The organism is Ruminococcus sp. AF31-8BH (assembly GCF_003460605.1).
Taxonomy (GTDB): domain Bacteria; phylum Bacillota; class Clostridia; order Lachnospirales; family Lachnospiraceae; genus Blautia_A; species Blautia_A acetigignens.
The window spans coordinates 94346-112166 of sequence record NZ_QTVN01000009.1; the positions used below are offsets into that span (position 1 = coordinate 94346).

Genomic DNA, 17821 nt, shown 5'->3' on the forward strand with positions numbered 1-17821 from the left:
GACCTCAATCGTTTAGAATCCGATGCTTTTTTTATTTCCCTTCAAATTCTCGTTGCTATTTTACCATACAAGTGTTAATATCATAAATAATAATCAAAATATTTTTGCGTATAATAAAATATTGTTTGAAAATGAAAGGAGGATATATATGAATTTGGAAAAATATCAGCAGTATTCCAGAATCGCAAGAGGTCTGGAACAAGCAGATCTGGTGTTAAAAGATGCAAGAATTATCAACGTTTTTACAGAAGAGATCATTCGCGGAGACATTGCCATTCAGGATGGGATCATAGCAGGAATCGGCAGCTTCCAGGGCAAAGAAGAACGGGATCTTGGCGGAAAATATGTTTGTCCTGGATTTATTGACAGCCATCTGCATCTGGAATCCACGCTGGTAACGCCCGCAGAGCTGGTGACTGTAGCTTCCCGCCACGGAACCACCACTTTTATTGTGGATCCCCATGAATCTGCCAATGTATCCGGTCTTGCCGGCATTGACTATATTCTGGAACAGACGGAGGATGTAAAGGCAAATGTGTACGTGATGATGCCTTCCTGCGTTCCGGCGACCGGAATCGACGATAACGGCTGTACACTTACTGCACAGGATATGGCTCCTTATCTGAACAACAGCCGTATTCTGGGGCTTGGCGAGGTGATGGACAGCATTTCCGTGGTACAGGGAGACAAGGGCATGCATGACAAGCTGGAGCTTTTTGAAGGCAGGATCCGGGACGGTCATGCACCGTTTCTGGTGGAAGGGGACCTTCAGGCCTACGCCATGGCGGGAATTGCAACAGACCATGAATGCAGCTTCTTTGACTATGCCATGAGAGAAAGAAGAAATGGCCTTACCATACTGATCCGCGAGGGCAGTGCAGCCCGGAATCTGGAAGCGCTTGTAGGCGGCCTTGTACAGAGAAAAATGAACGGCGAGGGCTTCTGTTTCTGCACAGATGACAAGCACATTGAGGACATTCAGCAGGAAGGCCACATTGACCACAACGTGCGAAAAGCAATCCGTCTAGGCATGAACTCGGTTTCCGCAATCAAAATGGCAACCATCAATGCCGCCAACTGCTATGGATTGAAAGACAAAGGGGCAATAGCACCTGGCAGACAGGCAGACCTTCTTGTTCTTTCTGATCTTGTAAATGTAGAAGTTGAAGACGTGTACTACAAAGGACAATTAATAGATAAAAATGAGAATATTGTTATAAAACCATGTGCGTCTGAACTGAAAAACACCGTGCATGTGGCAGAATTTTCAAAAGAAGCCTTTCATCTGGAATCCAAAGACGGTACTTTCCCGGTGATCCTGTGTGAGGAAGGACAGATCACAACCAGAAAAGGAACCCTGAAAGCTTCCGATGGTCCATGCGAATTCCAGCCAGACGATGACTACCAGAAAATTGCAGTGGTAGAGCGCCACAAGGCAACGGGAAAAATCGGCAGAGGCGTGATCGGCGGCTTTGGCATTCGAGGCGGCGCTATCGCATCCAGTGTATCCCACGATTCCCACAATATTATTGTAATCGGCGACAATGATGAGGATATGGAGCTTGCCGTGCGGGAACTGATTCGCACCCAGGGAGGTTATACCATAGTGGAAAATCATAAAGTATTTGATACCCTGGCGTTGCCTGTTATGGGACTGATGAGCGACAAAGGATTTGAGAAAGACAATGCCACGCTGAAAAGAATGATTCAGAAGGCTCATGATATGGGAGTAAAAAAAGGCCACGATCCCTTTATCACCCTGTCCTTTATGGCACTTCCAGTAATCCCTCAGATCCGCATCACTCCTCGGGGCGTGTATGATGTAGAAAACGGAAGTTTTTATTAAAAGACTGAATTTTCATACAAAATAAAGATAATATAAAAAGTGTAAAAATATTTCTTGACATTTCATAAAAGAGATGATATGATACCGATCAAAGAAAAGGGAGTAGCGGCCACGAAGAGAGAACCAGACAGGTTTTTCTACGAAATGGTTCATAAATGCGTCAGAACGGTAGATTAAGAATACCCGCATTATGAGAAATCAGCGAGACTTTTATTTGGGGCATGAAACATGTGCCTGAAATAAAAGTCTTTTTCTTTTCTTTGGAAACGATTATGGTATGGAAAACGTATGGAGGAGAAAACATGAGCGAAATGAATCAGGAGTTTGAAAACGAAAGCGTAAACCCATCAGAAGAGCCGTCGAAAGTTCCTGAAAATCCAAAAAACAAAACAGGAAAGCGGGTAAAGTATCTGGTGGCAGGAGCCCTGGGACTGGTGATCCTAAGCGGGCTGGTGAAGGATTCTGTTTATCAGATCCAGGAGCAGGAACAGGCTGTGCTGACTACCTTTGGGGTTCCCAAGGCAGTGCCGGAAACAGGACTTCATTTCAAGCTGCCGCTGGTACAGAAAATCCAGAAGGTAAACACCACCATCCAGGGTTTTCCAATCGGGTACAGCGTGGTAAACAATGAGGTTGTGGAAAGTGAGAGCATTATGATCACTTCTGATTATAACTTTATTGATGTGGATTTCTTTGTGGAATACAGGATCACCGAGCCGGTGAAATACCTGTACGCATCCGGAGAACCGGAGGAAATCCTGAATAATATTGCCCAAAGCTGCATTCGTACTGTGATCGCAAGTTATAACGTGGACGAGGTTCTTACCACAGGAAAGGGTGAGATCCAGAGCAAGATCAAAGCGATGATTTTGGAACAGATGGAGGAACAGGATATTGGAATCCAGCTTGTAAATATCACCATCCAGGATTCGGAGCCGCCTACACAGGAAGTTATGAAAGCTTTTAAGGCTGTGGAGACTGCCAAGCAGGGAAAAGAAACTGCTTTGAACAATGCCAACAAATACCGAAACGAGAAGCTGCCGGAAGCCCAGGCACAGGCAGACCAGATCGTCCAGGATGCCCAGGCACAGAAGCAGGTTCGTATCAATGAAGCAGAGGCAGAGGTTGCCCGGTTTAATGCAATGTATGAGGAATATGTAAAGAACCCGCAGACCACGAAAATCCGTATGTTTTATGAGACAATGGAAGAAGTGCTTCCTGAAATGAAGATTATTATTGACAACGGGGACGGCGTTCAGAAAATACTGCCTGTGGATTCCTTTGCCGCAGAGAATACGCTGGATATGGATACCCAGAATACAGATACAGAAAAGTAAAGGAAATTCAGAACCTGTACATAGAAGCAAAAGGGACAGATAGCCTTTGCGTGATATCACCATATAGGAAAAATGAGGGAGACTATTATGAAGATGAAAAATATTGCTGTAATAATCGGAATCGCAGTTGTGGCGCTGGCTGGTGCATCGGTGACGGTAACCCAGCAGAATGAATATAAGCTGATCCGTCAATTTGGTAAGGTTGACCGGGTGATCAGCGAGCCTGGCATCAGCTTTAAGATTCCATTTATCGAAAGCACCCAGTCGCTTCCCAAAGAGACCCTGCTGTACGATCTGGCTGCATCTGACGTAATTACCAAGGATAAAAAGACTATGATCAGCGACAGCTACGTGCTCTGGAGAATCCAGGATCCGCTTAAGTTCGCCCAGACCTTAAACTGTTCTCTGGAAAGCAGCGAGAGCAGGATCAACACGGCAGTATATAATGCTACCAAAAATGTGATCAGCAGTCTGTCACAGGATCAGGTGATCACAAGCCGTGACGGCGAATTATCGGAACAGGTGATGGATGCTATAGGAGATAACATGGAGCAGTACGGAGTCCAGCTGATCAAATTTGAAACAAAACGGCTGGATCTGCCGGATGATAATAAGGCAGCTGTCTATGAGCGAATGATTTCCGAACGGGACAATATTGCAGCTACCTATACTGCAGAGGGAAACTCTGAGGCAAAGGTGATCCGAAATACCACAGACAAGGATGTGACCATTCAGATCTCCGATGCGAAAAAACAGGCCGAGATTCTGGAGGCAGAAGGTGAGCAGGAGTACATGAAAATTCTTGCCCAGGCCTATGGAGAAGAGGAAAGAAGCGAATTCTATTCCTTTGTAAGAAGCCTGGATGCGCTAAAGGCATCCATGAAAGGCGGAAACAAAACCATTATTCTGTCATCAGATTCTCCTATCGCTCAGATTTTTGAAGGAAAATAAAAGAAAAAATCTTGCATCTGTCTGGCCTGACGTATATCATAAGGAATATAAGGAGTGACGTACAATGGCGAAAGTAAGAAAACACATATATTTTTCAGGCCAGGTGCAGGGCGTGGGATTCCGTTATCGTGCAACCAATGCAGCGAGAGCCAATGGCCTTACCGGATGGGTGGATAATCTGTGGGACGGCAGAGTAGAGATGGAGGTACAGGGAGAGCTTTCCCAGATTGAAGAAATGATCCAGGAAATCCAGAGCGGGAGCTTTATCCGCATAGAGAAATACCAGATGGAGGATCTTCCTGTTGATGAAGAAGAGTGGAGCTTTTACGCCCGCTGAATCTTCTGGCTGATGAGAAAATATAGTTGACAATTAAAAAAACACCACTTATAATAGTTCGTACACGAACAGTTCGAATCCGAACAATTCGCGCGCGAACTATTTTTATGGCCGTGAAAGTGTGAACGAGGGAATACCGCTGGAAATTGCGGAACTCGGACACATGCCTGTGAAAGAAGGGAAATATGGAAGTACAAAAGAAAGAATGTGGCCCGGGGAAAGGGGAATGGACCGGCAGACACATTGGACGTGAGCTGCACACGCTTGATATGATGATAGGCCGTCTTGTAAATGCATATCAGTCCAAAGTGGATGAGAAAGCAGGAATCAATCGGATGCAGGGCTGGATCATCGGTTATCTTTACCGACATTCAGACGAAGATGTTTTTCAGAAAGATCTGGAAGCGGAATTTCAGATGGCTCGTTCCACAGCTTCCGGAATTCTTCAGTCTATGGAGAAGAAACAGCTGATTATCCGTGAATCCATACCAAGGGACGCCAGACTGAAGCGTCTGGTGCTTACTCCGAAGGGAATGGAGTTTCAGATGGAAATCATTGATAACTTTGCCCGTATCCAGAAGGCACTTAGCGCCGATATTCCTGAAAAGAAGCTGGAGGAATTTTATGAGACTGCGGACATGATCCGGGAAAATGTTGTCAAAGCCTGCCAGGAGGCAGGAGAAATAACCGAGCCAAAAAAAGTGATTAAGAAACAATAAGAAAGGGGAGAACCTGATGATAAAAACACTACTTGCTCAGGTAAAAGAGTTCAAGAAGGCATCCTTCCTCACTCCGGTATTTATGATACTGGAGGTTGTGGTAGAGACACTGATTCCGCTTGTAATGGCGGATATGATTGATCATGGTGTAGAAGCTGGGAATATCAGTTATCTTTATCAGAGAGGTGCCATTATGGCTCTTCTTGCTGTTGCAGGGCTTATTACAGGTGTTTTAGGCGGAAAGTACGGAGCATATGCGTCCTCCGGCTTTGCCCGTAACCTGCGTAAGGCCATGTATACCAATATTCAGACATATTCATTTTCAAACATTGACAAATTCAGCACAGCCAGTCTGATCACTCGTCTGACTACTGACGTGACTAACCTGCAGAATGCGTACCAGATGATTCTGCGTATGTGTACCCGTGCTCCGGCCAGCCTGATCTGTGCTATGGCAATGGCGTTTATGATCAATGCCAGAATCGCCAGCATTTATCTGATCGCAGTCATTTTCCTGGGATGCTTTCTTGTGTTTATTATGCGCAAGGCAACGAAATATTTCCGGGAAGTATTTGAAAAGTATGATGACCTTAATGCCAGTGTGCAGGAGAATATTAATGCAGTGCGCGTGGTAAAGGCCTACGTTCGTGAGGACTATGAGACAACTAAGTTTCAGAAGGCCTGTAATAAGGTTTATGAAATGTTTGTAAGAGCTGAGAAGCTGGTTGTTATGAATATGCCGGTTATGCAGTTTACTGTTTATGCATGTATTCTTGGAATCAGCTGGCTGGGTGCAAAGATGATTGTCGGCGGCAGTCTGACAACTGGTGAACTGATGAGCCTTCTTACATATTGTATGAATATTCTTATGAGCCTGATGATGCTCTCCATGGTATTTGTCATGGTTACCATGAGTGCGGCAAGTGCAGAGCGTGTATCTGAGGTTATCAATGAGAAGGCAGATCTTGCAGATCCTCAGAATCCGGTTATGGAGGTTGCTGATGGAAGCATTGTATTTGACCATGTTGATTTCAGCTACAAGAAAGACAGTAAGGAGCCGGTGCTCAAGGATATTAATCTTTCCATTCATGCCGGTGAAACGATTGGTATCATCGGTGGAACAGGAAGCGCCAAGTCCAGTCTTGTCAATCTGATCAGCCGTCTTTATGACGTAAGCTCCGGTTCTGTGAAGGTTGGTGGTGTGGATGTGCGCAAGTACCATATGGACAGCCTTCGTAATCAGGTGGCAGTTGTACTTCAGAAGAATGTACTGTTTTCCGGGACAATTTTGGAAAACCTGCGCTGGGGTGATAAGGATGCTTCGGAGGAAGAATGCCGGCGCGTATGTCAGCTTGCCTGCGCAGATGATTTCATTGAGAAAATGCCGGACAAATATCACACCTATATTGAGCAGGGAGGAACTAACGTTTCCGGTGGTCAGAAGCAGCGTCTGTGTATTGCCAGAGCGCTTCTTAAGAAACCGAAGGTTCTGATTCTGGATGATTCTACAAGTGCGGTGGATACTGCTACAGACGCCAGAATTCGAAAAGCCTTTGCAGAAGAAATTCCGGATACAACTAAGCTGATCATTGCACAGCGTATTTCCAGTATTCAGAGCGCGGACCGTATTATTGTTATGGATGAGGGACGGATCAGCGGATTTGGAACTCACGAAGAATTAATGAAGAACAATGCTATTTATCAGGAGGTTTATAATTCCCAGATAAAGGGCGGCGGAGATTTCGATGAGAACAAAGGAGGTGAGCAGGCATGAGCAGTAATAAACCTATAAAAGGCCCGGGAAGGGGAGGCGCTGCTTTTCGTTCCGGTCCTATGGTAGAGAATCCAGGCAAAATGCTGAAAAGGCTATTGGCATATATTGTTAAAAATTACAGAATCCATATTATTCTTGTAGTGATTGGAATTGTAGTCAGCGTTCTTGCCAATGTACAGGGTACTATGTTTACCAAGACTTTGATTGACCAGTACATTTTGCCTCTTCTGAAATCAGAGACACCGGATTTCCACCCTCTGGCTATGGCAATCCTGCGAGTTGCCTGCTTTTATGCCATTGGTGTAGGCTGTACCTATACATATAACCGGCTGATGATTTATGTCAGTCAGGGAACCCTGCGCAATCTTAGAAATGAGATGTTTGGGCGTATGGAGACCCTGCCGGTTAAATATTTCGATACGCATGCACACGGTGATATCATGTCCATTTATACCAATGATATCGACACCCTGCGTCAGATGATCAGTCAGAGTATTCCACAGCTGATTTCCAGTGTGATCACCATTATCAGTGTTCTGGTAAGCATGATTATTCTAAACGTACCGCTTACTATTGTGACTCTGTTCATGGTTGGAGTTATGCTGGTTGCCAGCAAGAATCTTGCAGGTCTTAGTGGTAAGTACTTTATGGAACAGCAGAAGAACCTTGGTATTGTAAATGGATATATTGAGGAGATGATGGAGGGCCAGAAGGTTGTTAAGGTTTTCTGCCATGAGGAGGAGAGTCTTAGTAAATTTAACGAACTGAATGACCAACTGTTTGAGAGTGCGAACAATGCCAATAAATTTGCCAATGTTCTGATGCCTACCTGCGCACAGATCGGAAATATCAGCTATGTACTTTGTGCAATTGTCGGCGGCGTTCTGGCAGTAAATGGAATCAGTGGATTTACACTTGGCGGTCTGGCAAGCTTCCTCACCTTTAATAAGAGCTTCAGTCAGCCGATCAATCAGGTGAGCCAGCAATTTAACAGCATTGTTATGGCTCTTGCCGGTGCCAAGCGTATTTTTGATCTTCTTGATGAGAAGCCGGAGGTCGATGAGGGATATGTAACTCTGGTAAATGTGAAGGAAGAGAATGGAAAGCTTGTGGAGTCTCAGAAGCGCACCGGACGCTGGGCATGGAAGCATTATCACAAAGCTACAGGAACAACAGATTATGTCGAGCTGAAGGGCGATATTGTTCTTGATGGCGTAGATTTTGGTTATCGTGATGATAAGATCGTGCTTCATGATGTGCGGATGTATGCGAAGCCAGGACAGAAGATTGCATTTGTTGGTTCTACCGGGGCTGGTAAGACAACGGTCACTAATCTTTTGAACCGTTTCTATGATATTCAGGACGGAAAGATCCGATATGACGGAATCAATATCAATAAGATTAAAAAAGGTGATCTGAGACGCTCCATGGGAATCGTTCTCCAGGATACTAATCTGTTTACCACAACTGTTATGGAGAATATCCGTTATGGTAAGTTGGATGCCACAGACGAGGAAGTAATTGCAGCAGCCAGACTGGCTAACGCAGATGGATTTATCCGCAGGCTGCCGGATGGCTATCAGACTATGCTGCGCAATAATGGAGCCAATTTAAGTCAGGGTCAGAGACAGCTTCTGGCAATTGCCAGAGCAGCAGTTGCAGATCCTCCCGTACTGATTCTGGATGAGGCTACCAGTTCCATTGATACCCGTACTGAGAAGCTGGTACAGGACGGTATGGATAAGCTGATGGAGGGCAGAACTACATTTGCAATTGCACATAGATTATCTACTGTCAGAAACAGTGACTGCATTATGGTTCTGGAGCAGGGGCGTGTAATTGAGAGAGGATCTCATGACGAGCTGATTGCCCAGAAGGGCAAATATTATCAGTTGTATAATGGCTGATATGCCAGGGAAATAAAGCCTGATAACAAAAACAGGAAGAGCCATTCTCTATATTAACAATAGAGAGCGGTTCTTCCTGTTTTTTATAGAATGATACGCTGTCAGCTAAAAATGCTTTATGCTTCTTTTGGATTTTTTTGAGGCAGCTGTGCCAACACGATTGCGCAGAACATGATCACACAGCCAAAGATTTCTTTTGCACTTAATTTCTGTCCCAGGAGAATCCAGCCGGCAAGAGCAGAAATACAGGACTCAAGACTTAAGATCAGAGAAGCTACTGTAGGGTTCATGTTCTTTTGCCCTATAATCTGTAGGGTATAGGCAACTCCGCAGGACATAACACCTGCATACAGGATGGAACCCCATGCACCCTTGAACGCAGAAAGCTGTGGATGTTCAAAAATCAGTGCCGGTATTGCAGTGAGAATTCCGCAAACCAGAAACTGAATACAGGACATTTTTACTCCGTCTACATGAGGGGAAAAATAGTCAATTACCAGAATATGCAGGGAAAAAAGAAATGCACAGATCAGTACCAGGATATCTCCTTTACCGATAGAAAAGCCATCTGTAATGCAAAGAAGATAAAGCCCTATAAGTGCCAGAACAATTGCCATCCAGATAAACGGGCTGCATTTTTTTTTCATAAAAAGACCAAGGATTGGTACGATTACAATATAGCAGGCTGTGATAAAGCCGGCCTTTCCAACAGAAGTATAGGAAATTCCAACCTGTTGAAAGTTAGATGCAAGACACAGGCAAATGCCGCAGGAAACACCTCCAAGAATCAAAGTGCGGTTGCGGGAAAAAATATTGCCTTCAGATGCGGAAGAGCTGCTTACAGCCTTGCCGGATGGATTTAGTCTGCCAAGGAGAAGGATTACCGGAACCAGCACAAGCGAGCCAATCAGGTTTCGTGTGGCATTAAAGGTAAATGCTCCGACTGCGTCACCGCCTTCACTTTGGGCAACAAATGAAATTCCCCAGATGGTAGCAGTAAGTAGGAGAAGCAGTGAGTTTTTCAATGGTATTTGCTGTTTTTTCATAATAAATAATCACTCCTGTAAAATACGGTTTTTGACATATAAATCCCCTCCCGTCAAGGAGGGGTTTTTATTGCAGATCAATTTTATTATCGCTCCATCATACTGATGGATTCGATTCCAACGCTTCCGCCGCGGACTACCTCGATTCGACCGAATTCTTCTTTGATCAGCTTGACAACTGCGTCATTTTTGGTAGCGGTCTGTACAAATTCCAGAAGCAGACTGTCTTTACCGTAATCAATGACTCTTGCTTTAAAGGTTTCTGCAATTTGGAAAAGCTCCACTTTATCTTCTGAAGAGCAATTGAACACTTTAATGTAAAGGATTTCTTTCATTCGCACGAAGGTGTTAGTGAAATCAATGACCTTAATAACCTCTACCATACGGTTTAACTGTTTTTTGATCTGTTCAAAGGTCTCATCATCACTTACCGTAGCAATTGTCATTCTGGAAACGGTTGGATCTTCTGTAGTACCTACTGTGAGACTGTCCAGATTGTAGCATTTACCGGAGAAAAGACCGGAAATTTTGGACAATACACCAACCTGATTCTCTACATAGAGAGAAATCCATCTTTTTTTCATTCCTTTATCCGCCATAGAAGATACCTCCTGAATATTTGTGTTTAAATGCGTAACTGTTCAGTATCTGCTGAATAGTTACTTAAAAGCTTAAATATTGTAATTTCTCCTGTAGGATCAGCAATCCATGATCAGATCTTCCAGAGTTCCACCTGGCTTTATCATAGGATAAACCATTTCTTCCGGATCAATTACAAATTCAATCAGAGTAGGAACCTTGGTATTCTTCTTTGCTTCTTCAAACGCTGCAGCCACTTCTGTTTTGTTGAAAACACGGATGCCCTTAGCACCATAGCTTTCAGCCAGCTTTACAAAATCCGGTGTATATTCAGGATATTCTTCTCCGTTGGTACGCCGCGAAAGGGCACCGGAACGAAGGTTGGTCATACTGTAGCGTTTGCCGTAGAAAAGCTTCTGCCACTGGCGTACCATACCCAGATATTCGTTATTGAATACGCAAAGGATCAGAGGAAGCTCTTCCAGAACGGCTGTGGCAAATTCCTGAATATTCATCTGCATGCCGCCATCGCCTGAGATGACAATAACAGGTTTGTCAGGGTTGCCGATTTTGGCACCAACACCGCCGGGAAAACCGTATCCCATAGTTCCAAGACCGCCGGACATGATCAGCTGCTTGCCTGGAGTAATCTGGGCATACTGGGAAACCAGCATCTGATGCTGCCCCACATCAGTTACAATGATTGCTTCATCAAACTGCTGATTAATTTCGTTTATAATATCAACCGGACTTAACCGGTCATTAGGACGCATTGCAAGGGGATGCTCCTGCTTCCAGCCGCTAATTTCATTGAGCCACTTTTGGCTGGTATAATTTTCTACATATTCGGAAGCTTTTGTAAGGGCTTCTCTGGCATCTGCAACAATGGGAATATCCACATGGATATTACGGGAAATAGAAGCTGTATCAATATCAATATGGATAATCTGGGCATGGGGAGCAAACTCATGGAGCTTGCCTGTGATACGGTCATTAAAACGTGTTCCGATGGAAAATAAAACGTCACAGTTGCTCACTGCCATATTGGCCGCATATGCACCGTGCATGCCAAGGTTGCCAATAAAAAGCGGGTGATTGGTAGGAATGGCACCTCGTCCCATAACGGTGGTAACTACCGGGACGCCGGTTTTTTCTACAATCTCAAGGAAAACATCATTGGCACGGGAAATATTGATACCTCCGCCGGCAAGAAAAAGAGGCTTCTTTGCCTTGGCTAGGGTTTTAAGTGCTCGTTTAAGCTGTCCGATGTGAACACTGGTATTAGGCTTATAGCCGCGGATATTAACATTCTTAGGGTACTCCGGGCTGCCAAGCTCAGCCATAACATCCTTGGGCAGGTCGATCAGAACCGGTCCCGGACGTCCTGTGCGGGCAATATAAAAGGCTTCTTTGATGATACGTCCCAGATCCTCGCGGTTACGGACAGTAACCCCGTATTTGGTAATGCTCCTTGTAATTCCCACAATGTCAACCTCCTGGAAAGCGTCATTTCCAATCAGATGACGGGCAACCTGTCCTGTGAAGCATACAAGCGGAACACTGTCATAATTTGCAGTGGCAAGTCCTGTGACAAGATTCGTGGCACCGGGACCGCTTGTAACAAGACAAACACCAACCTTGCCTGTAGTACGGGCATAAGCATCTGCTGCGTGCACCAGTGCCTGTTCATGGCGGGGAAGGATTACTGTAATATCGTCCTGTTTATATAGTTCGTCGCTGATATCAATGGTGCATGCTCCGGGATAGCCGAAAATATATTCTACACCTTCTTCTTTCAGTGCCTTTACCAGCAATTTATTGCCTGATATCTGTTTCATTTGGTGATGCTACCTCCTTCTTGCCAGAAATTGAAGCAACTGGCTTATTATTATAAAAAAAATACGCTCGTAAGAGCGTTATTGTCTTCATGAATTATTATACATTTTATAAAAGAAAGTGTCAATAAATCTGAAAAAATATACAGAGCCGGACCAACAAAATTTGTGCTGCGAAAAGGGAGCGGCAACTGGTAAAAATGCAGATTTTGTGATAAGATAGACAAAAATAAAATCTTTTTGAAGACAAAAGAAAGGCGGTAGATCGTGGAACTGAATAAAGAGAACATGAGAAAGATACGGTGGCTGATTGCATTTGCTGTGCTTCTTTATCTGGGGATACAGAATCTTGCTGTGGTTCTGAAATATGTAAAGCTTTTGTGGGGGCTGCTTCTGCCTTTTGTGTTGGGAGGAGCTATGGCATTTGTATTGAACGTGCCTATGTCTTTTATAGAACGACATCTTTTCGGGAAAGTAAGAGAAAAGAACAATAAAGCAGGGAAAGCTGCTTCGAAGCTTGCAAGACCTGTAAGTCTGGTACTTTCCATTGTATTTGTGATTTTGCTGATACTGATCGTGGTGCTGGTTGTAGCCCCTGAGCTTGGTACAACCTTAGTAAGCGTAGTGAAGAAGGTGGAGGAAGATATTCCTCTTGCCCAGAAGTGGATTACAGATACCTTCAATGGAGATTCTGAAATCGTAAAATGGGCATCAGCCATTGAAATTGATCCGCAGAAGATCCTTGATTCTATAGTGAGTGTGCTGAAAAACGGAGCCGATAATCTGGTATCCTCCACCATAACTGTAACTATGGGAATTGTAAGTATGGCAGTGAATTTTGCAATTGGATTTGTGTTTGCCTGCTATGTGCTTCTGCAGAAAGAAAAGCTTGGAAAACAGGTTCTGAAAGCTACATATGCTATTTTGCCGGTAAAAGTAGTGGAATATCAAAGCCATGTGTGTACACTGGCAAGTAAAATATTTGCAAGCTTTATTACAGGGCAATGTATTGAGGCAGTCATTTTGGGAAGCATGTTCTTTGTAACCATGACCATCGGCAGATTTCCGTATGCAATGCTCATCGGGGTACTGATCAGTTTTACTGCACTGATTCCTGTATTTGGAGGAATTATCGGCTGCTGGGTGGGATTTTTTCTGATTCTTATGGTAAGTCCACTGAAGGCGTTCATGTTTCTGGGCTTGTTTCTGATCCTGCAGCAGATTGAAGGCAATCTTATTTATCCTCATGTGGTTGGGAATTCCGTGGGACTTCCGGCTATCTGGGTATTGGTGGCGGTGACGCTTGGCGGAAATCTTATGGGAATCGTGGGAATGCTGATTTTTATTCCATTGGTTTCCGTATTATATGCTCTGTTTCGTGAATGGGTATATGCAAGATTAGATAAGAAAAAAGTGAAGATTTCCTAGAAAACATTTCATGATCAGAAAGAATGAGGACAGGCACTGCTCAATTGAAAAAGTTTACATAAAAATATCACCGGGAGAAATCCGAACCTCCCGGTGATATTTTTATGCTTTTTATTTTTTATGAAGATCAGTCGTTGGTCTGTTTCTGGCTTTCAACTTCAGCGAGCTTCATTGCACGAACCTTCAGCGGCAGACCGAACAGAGTGATAAATCCGTCTGCGTCGTGGTGATCATACATATCACCAGTTGTGAAGGAAGCAAGAGACTCATTGTAAAGGCTGTATGGAGAAGTTGTTCCGGCTTTGATGATGTTGCCCTTGTAAAGCTTGAATTTCACTTCACCAGTTACATATTTCTGTGTGGACTCTACGAATGCCTGGATTGCCTCACGAAGAGGTGTGAACCATTTTCCTTCGTAAACAACCTGTGCAAACTGGCTGCCAAGTTTCTTCTTGGTCTCAAGAGTCTCACGGTCAAGGATCAGTTCTTCAAGCTGCTCATGCGCTGCCATCAGGATGGTTCCGCCAGGAGTCTCATAAACACCACGGGATTTCATGCCGACAACACGGTTCTCTACGATATCGATGATTCCGATTCCGTTCTCTCCGCCGATCTTGTTCAGCTCGGTGATGATCTCGGAAACCTTCATTGCTTTTCCGTTTAAGGTTTTCGGAACACCAGCTTCGAAAGTCATAGTGATCTCAGTTTCTTTATCTGGAGCTTTCTGAGGAGTTACGCTGAGAACTAACATATCGTCGTAGTTCGGAGCCTGTGACGGATCCTCAAGCTCAAGTCCCTCATGGCTGATGTGCCACAGGTTACGGTCACGGCTGTAGCTGTGCTTAGCATCAAATGGAAGGTTGATGCCGTGTGCCTGGCAGAATGCGATCTCATCTTCACGGGACTGCATGGTCCATACATCTGTCATACGCCATGGAGCGATGATCTTAATGTCCGGAGCAAGAGCCTTGATTCCAAGCTCGAAACGGATCTGGTCGTTTCCTTTACCGGTAGCGCCGTGGCAGATTGCAACTGCGTTCTCTTTTCTTGCAATCTCAACCAGCTTCTTAGCGATAGCCGGACGAGCCATGGATGTTCCAAGAAGATATTTGTGCTCGTATACAGCGCCTGCCTCTACGCATGGCATAATATAGTTGTCGCAGAAATCATCTACGATGTCTTCAATATATAATTTGGAAGCGCCGGAAAGTTTGGCTCTCTCTTCAAGACCGTCCAGCTCATTTCCCTGTCCGCAGTTTACGCAGCAGCAAACTACATCATAATCAAATGTTTCTTTCAGCCACGGAATCAGTGCTGTGGTATCAAGTCCGCCTGAATATGCAAGTACAACTTTTTCTTTCATAATATTTACCTCTTTTCTCTTATCCCTCTGAAACAGATAGGGTTATAATTCGTATTAAATTTTGAATAAATATTCATTGTGATAACGGCTCTTACTTGCCGATTGCTATCAACAAAGAATAATATACAACAATACTCATAAATATGCAATAGGAAATTTAAGAAAATTTTAAAAAATCTTTGCATAAAAATACATCATTTAATAGGTAAACACGCAATAAACTGCACAAAAAAGTTGACAGAAGCGTAAAAATAAAGAAAAAATCACTATTGCATAATATGCAGAGAAGATGTATAATTTATTCAACGTTGCAAATACGGAGGATAATGAAATGATTAAAGCTGGAATTATTGGAGCAACCGGATACGCCGGAAACGAAATTGCGCGCCTTCTTCTTGGACATAAAGAGGTAGAAGTAGCATGGTATGGCTCCAGAAGTTATATTGATAAAAAATATGCAGGAATCTATCAGAACTTTTTTAAACTGGTAGATGCCAAATGTATGGATGATAATATGGAAGCTCTTGCGGATGAGGTAGATGTGATTTTTACTGCAACACCGCAGGGATTGTGTGCATCTCTTGTAAATGAGGGAATCCTTTCCAGAGCAAAAGTGATCGACTTAAGTGCGGATTTCCGTATTAAGGATGTAAAGAAATATGAGAAATGGTACGGAATCGAGCACAAATCCCCACAGTTTATTGATGAGGCTGTTTACGGACTTTGCGAGATCAACCGTGAGGACATCAAAAAAGCCCGCCTGATCGCTAACCCGGGATGCTATCCAACCTGCTCTACACTGTCTATTTACCCGCTTTTAAAAGCAGGAATGATCGATCCGAACACCATCATTATTGATGCGAAATCCGGAACAACAGGTGCGGGAAGAGGTGCCAAGGTAGATAATCTTTACTGCGAAGTAAATGAGAATATCAAGGCCTACGGCGTTGCCACACACAGACATACACCGGAGATCGAGGACCAGTTAGGCTATGCATGCGGACAGGAAGTAACCATCAATTTTACCCCTCATCTTGTTCCAATGAACAGAGGAATTCTGGTAACTGCATACGCTTCTTTGACCAAGGATGTTACCTATGAAGAAGTAAAAGCAGCTTATGATGCATGCTATGAGAACGAGACATTTGTACGTGTTCTTGATAAAGATGTATGCCCGCAGACCAAATGGGTGGAAGGCAGCAACTACGTGGATGTGAACTTCAAGATCGACCCGAGAACACACAGGATCATCATGATGGGTGCTATTGACAACCTGGTAAAAGGTGCTGCAGGCCAGGCTGTCCAGAATATGAACCTGATGTTTGGATTTAATGAGGCAGAGGGCTTATTACAGGTTCCGATGTATCCGTAATAGAGAAATCAGAGACGAGTATATTGAATCTTATAGAGCTGTTTTTGCAGAAATAAAGATGATAAATTTGCCCAAAAAGGGCAAAGGAGGAGCAGTATTATGGAAATAATTACAGGCGGTGTTACCGCTGCCAAAGGCTTCAAGGCAGCAGCAACAGCAGCAGAAATCAAATACAAAGGCCGTACAGATATGGCTATGGTTTACAGCGAAGTTCCATGTGTGGCAGCTGGTACTTTTACTACAAATGTGGTGAAGGCAGCTCCGGTAAAATGGGATCAGGATGTGGTTTATAATCACCCGGCAGCACAGGCTGTGATCTGCAACAGCGGTATTGCAAATGCATGTACAGGTGCGGAAGGATATGGCTACTGCAAGGCAACTGCAGATGCAGCTGCTGAGATTCTTGGAATCCCGGCAGACAGTGTTCTGGTTGCATCCACAGGTGTTATCGGAATGCAGATTCCCATTGACCGAATTGTAAATGGCGTTAAGGCAATGGCACCGAAGCTGGACGGTTCCCTGGAGGCAGGAACAGAGGCTGCCAAGGCGATCATGACCACTGATACAGTAAAAAAGGAAGTAGCCGTGCAGATTGAAATCGGCGGAAAAACCGTTACCGTAGGCGGTATGTGCAAGGGTTCCGGAATGATCCATCCGAACATGTGCACTATGCTTGGATTTGTCACAACCGACGCTGCAATCTCCAAAGAAATGCTTCAGAAAGCATTAAGTGCCAACATCAAAGACACCTTTAACATGGTTTCCGTTGATGGAGATACTTCCACAAATGATACCGTTCTGCTTCTTGCAAACGGCATGGCAGGCAACCTGGAAATCACAGAAGAGGGCGCTGATTTTGATAAATTTATGGAAGCTCTGAACTATATCAACACTTGTCTTTCCAAGAAAATCGCAGGTGACGGAGAGGGAGCAACCGCACTTTTTGAGGTGAAGATTCTTGGCGCAAAGACCAAAGAAGACGCAGTTACCCTGAGCAAATCTGTAGTAACTTCTTCCCTGACAAAGGCTGCGATTTATGGCCATGATGCAAACTGGGGACGTATTTTGTGTGCAATGGGATACTCCGGAGTACAGTTTGATCCGGAGAAGGTTGACCTATATTTTGAGAGCCGGGCAGGCAAATTAAAGATCATTGAGAACGGTGTTTCCACAGGATATGATGAGGCTGAAGCGACCAAAATCCTTTCTGAGGATGAGGTAACCGCAATCGCAGATATGAAAATGGGAGATGCCACAGCCACTGCATGGGGCTGCGATCTTACCTATGATTATGTAAAGATCAACGCAGATTATCGTTCATAAAAGA

The 17821-nt window shown here is 44.2% G+C and carries 14 protein-coding genes; 10 read left to right on the forward strand and 4 right to left on the reverse strand.

Features of this window, described 5'->3' with window-relative positions:
* Positions 1-148 precede the first annotated feature (148 nt).
* From ade to DWZ38_RS12515, 7 genes are all read left to right on the forward strand, one after another.
* Complete coding sequence (ade, locus tag DWZ38_RS12485) at positions 149-1846, forward strand: adenine deaminase (RefSeq protein WP_117853152.1); 1698 nt, start codon at positions 149-151, stop codon at positions 1844-1846.
* A gap of 302 nt (positions 1847-2148) precedes the next feature.
* Positions 2149-3183, forward strand: a complete 1035-nt coding sequence (hflK, locus tag DWZ38_RS12490) for an FtsH protease activity modulator HflK (protein ID WP_117853154.1) — start codon at positions 2149-2151, stop codon at positions 3181-3183.
* Positions 3184-3270: 87 nt separating this feature from the next.
* A complete protein-coding gene (locus DWZ38_RS12495) occupies positions 3271-4134 on the forward strand; it encodes a protease modulator HflC (protein WP_021925610.1) in 864 nt (287 codons plus the stop codon).
* 64 nt (positions 4135-4198) lie between these two features.
* Entirely contained in the window at positions 4199-4471 is a 273-nt protein-coding gene (locus tag DWZ38_RS12500; protein WP_021925609.1) for an acylphosphatase, read from the forward strand.
* A 185-nt stretch (positions 4472-4656) separates the two neighbouring features.
* Positions 4657-5190, forward strand: coding sequence for a MarR family winged helix-turn-helix transcriptional regulator (locus DWZ38_RS12505; protein ID WP_021925608.1), 534 nt, complete (start codon positions 4657-4659; stop codon positions 5188-5190).
* 16 nt (positions 5191-5206) lie between these two features.
* Positions 5207-6964: an ABC transporter ATP-binding protein gene (locus DWZ38_RS12510; RefSeq protein WP_117853158.1), complete on the forward strand. Its 1758-nt coding sequence runs from the start codon at positions 5207-5209 to the stop codon at positions 6962-6964.
* The gene (locus DWZ38_RS12515; protein ID WP_117853160.1) at positions 6961-8871 is read left to right on the forward strand and encodes an ABC transporter ATP-binding protein; all 1911 of its coding nucleotides are present in this window, start codon (positions 6961-6963) and stop codon (positions 8869-8871) included. The genes DWZ38_RS12510 and DWZ38_RS12515 overlap by 4 nt, the downstream gene beginning before the upstream one ends.
* Before the next feature lie 116 nt (positions 8872-8987).
* Here DWZ38_RS12515 and DWZ38_RS12520 read toward each other — a convergent pair whose 3' ends face one another.
* From DWZ38_RS12520 to ilvB, 3 genes are all read right to left on the reverse strand, one after another.
* Entirely contained in the window at positions 8988-9917 is a 930-nt protein-coding gene (locus DWZ38_RS12520) for a DMT family transporter (RefSeq protein ID WP_243000250.1), read from the reverse strand.
* An 86-nt stretch (positions 9918-10003) separates the two neighbouring features.
* Positions 10004-10501, reverse strand: coding sequence for an acetolactate synthase small subunit (gene ilvN, locus DWZ38_RS12525; protein WP_347519720.1), 498 nt, complete (start codon positions 10499-10501; stop codon positions 10004-10006).
* A gap of 114 nt (positions 10502-10615) precedes the next feature.
* A complete protein-coding gene (gene ilvB / locus DWZ38_RS12530; protein WP_117853162.1) occupies positions 10616-12334 on the reverse strand; it encodes a biosynthetic-type acetolactate synthase large subunit in 1719 nt (572 codons plus the stop codon).
* Between the two features lie 264 nt (positions 12335-12598).
* Between ilvB and DWZ38_RS12535 the strand changes: the two genes are divergently transcribed.
* The gene (locus DWZ38_RS12535; protein WP_117853165.1) at positions 12599-13759 is read left to right on the forward strand and encodes an AI-2E family transporter; all 1161 of its coding nucleotides are present in this window, start codon (positions 12599-12601) and stop codon (positions 13757-13759) included.
* A 127-nt stretch (positions 13760-13886) separates the two neighbouring features.
* On the opposite strand, the gene DWZ38_RS12540 is transcribed toward DWZ38_RS12535, so the two are convergent.
* On the reverse strand, positions 13887-15122 hold the full coding sequence (locus tag DWZ38_RS12540) for an argininosuccinate synthase (RefSeq protein WP_117853168.1): 1236 nt from the start codon (positions 15120-15122) through the stop codon (positions 13887-13889).
* A 331-nt stretch (positions 15123-15453) separates the two neighbouring features.
* Here DWZ38_RS12540 and argC point away from each other — a divergent pair, with 331 nt between their 5' ends.
* Together argC and argJ are read left to right on the forward strand one after the other, a co-directional pair.
* Complete coding sequence (gene argC / locus DWZ38_RS12545) at positions 15454-16494, forward strand: N-acetyl-gamma-glutamyl-phosphate reductase (protein WP_021925601.1); 1041 nt, start codon at positions 15454-15456, stop codon at positions 16492-16494.
* Between the two features lie 99 nt (positions 16495-16593).
* Positions 16594-17817 carry a bifunctional glutamate N-acetyltransferase/amino-acid acetyltransferase ArgJ gene (gene argJ / locus DWZ38_RS12550; protein ID WP_117853170.1) on the forward strand — a complete coding sequence of 408 codons (1224 nt, stop codon included), beginning with the start codon at positions 16594-16596 and terminating at the stop codon, positions 17815-17817.
* Positions 17818-17821 lie beyond the last annotated feature (4 nt).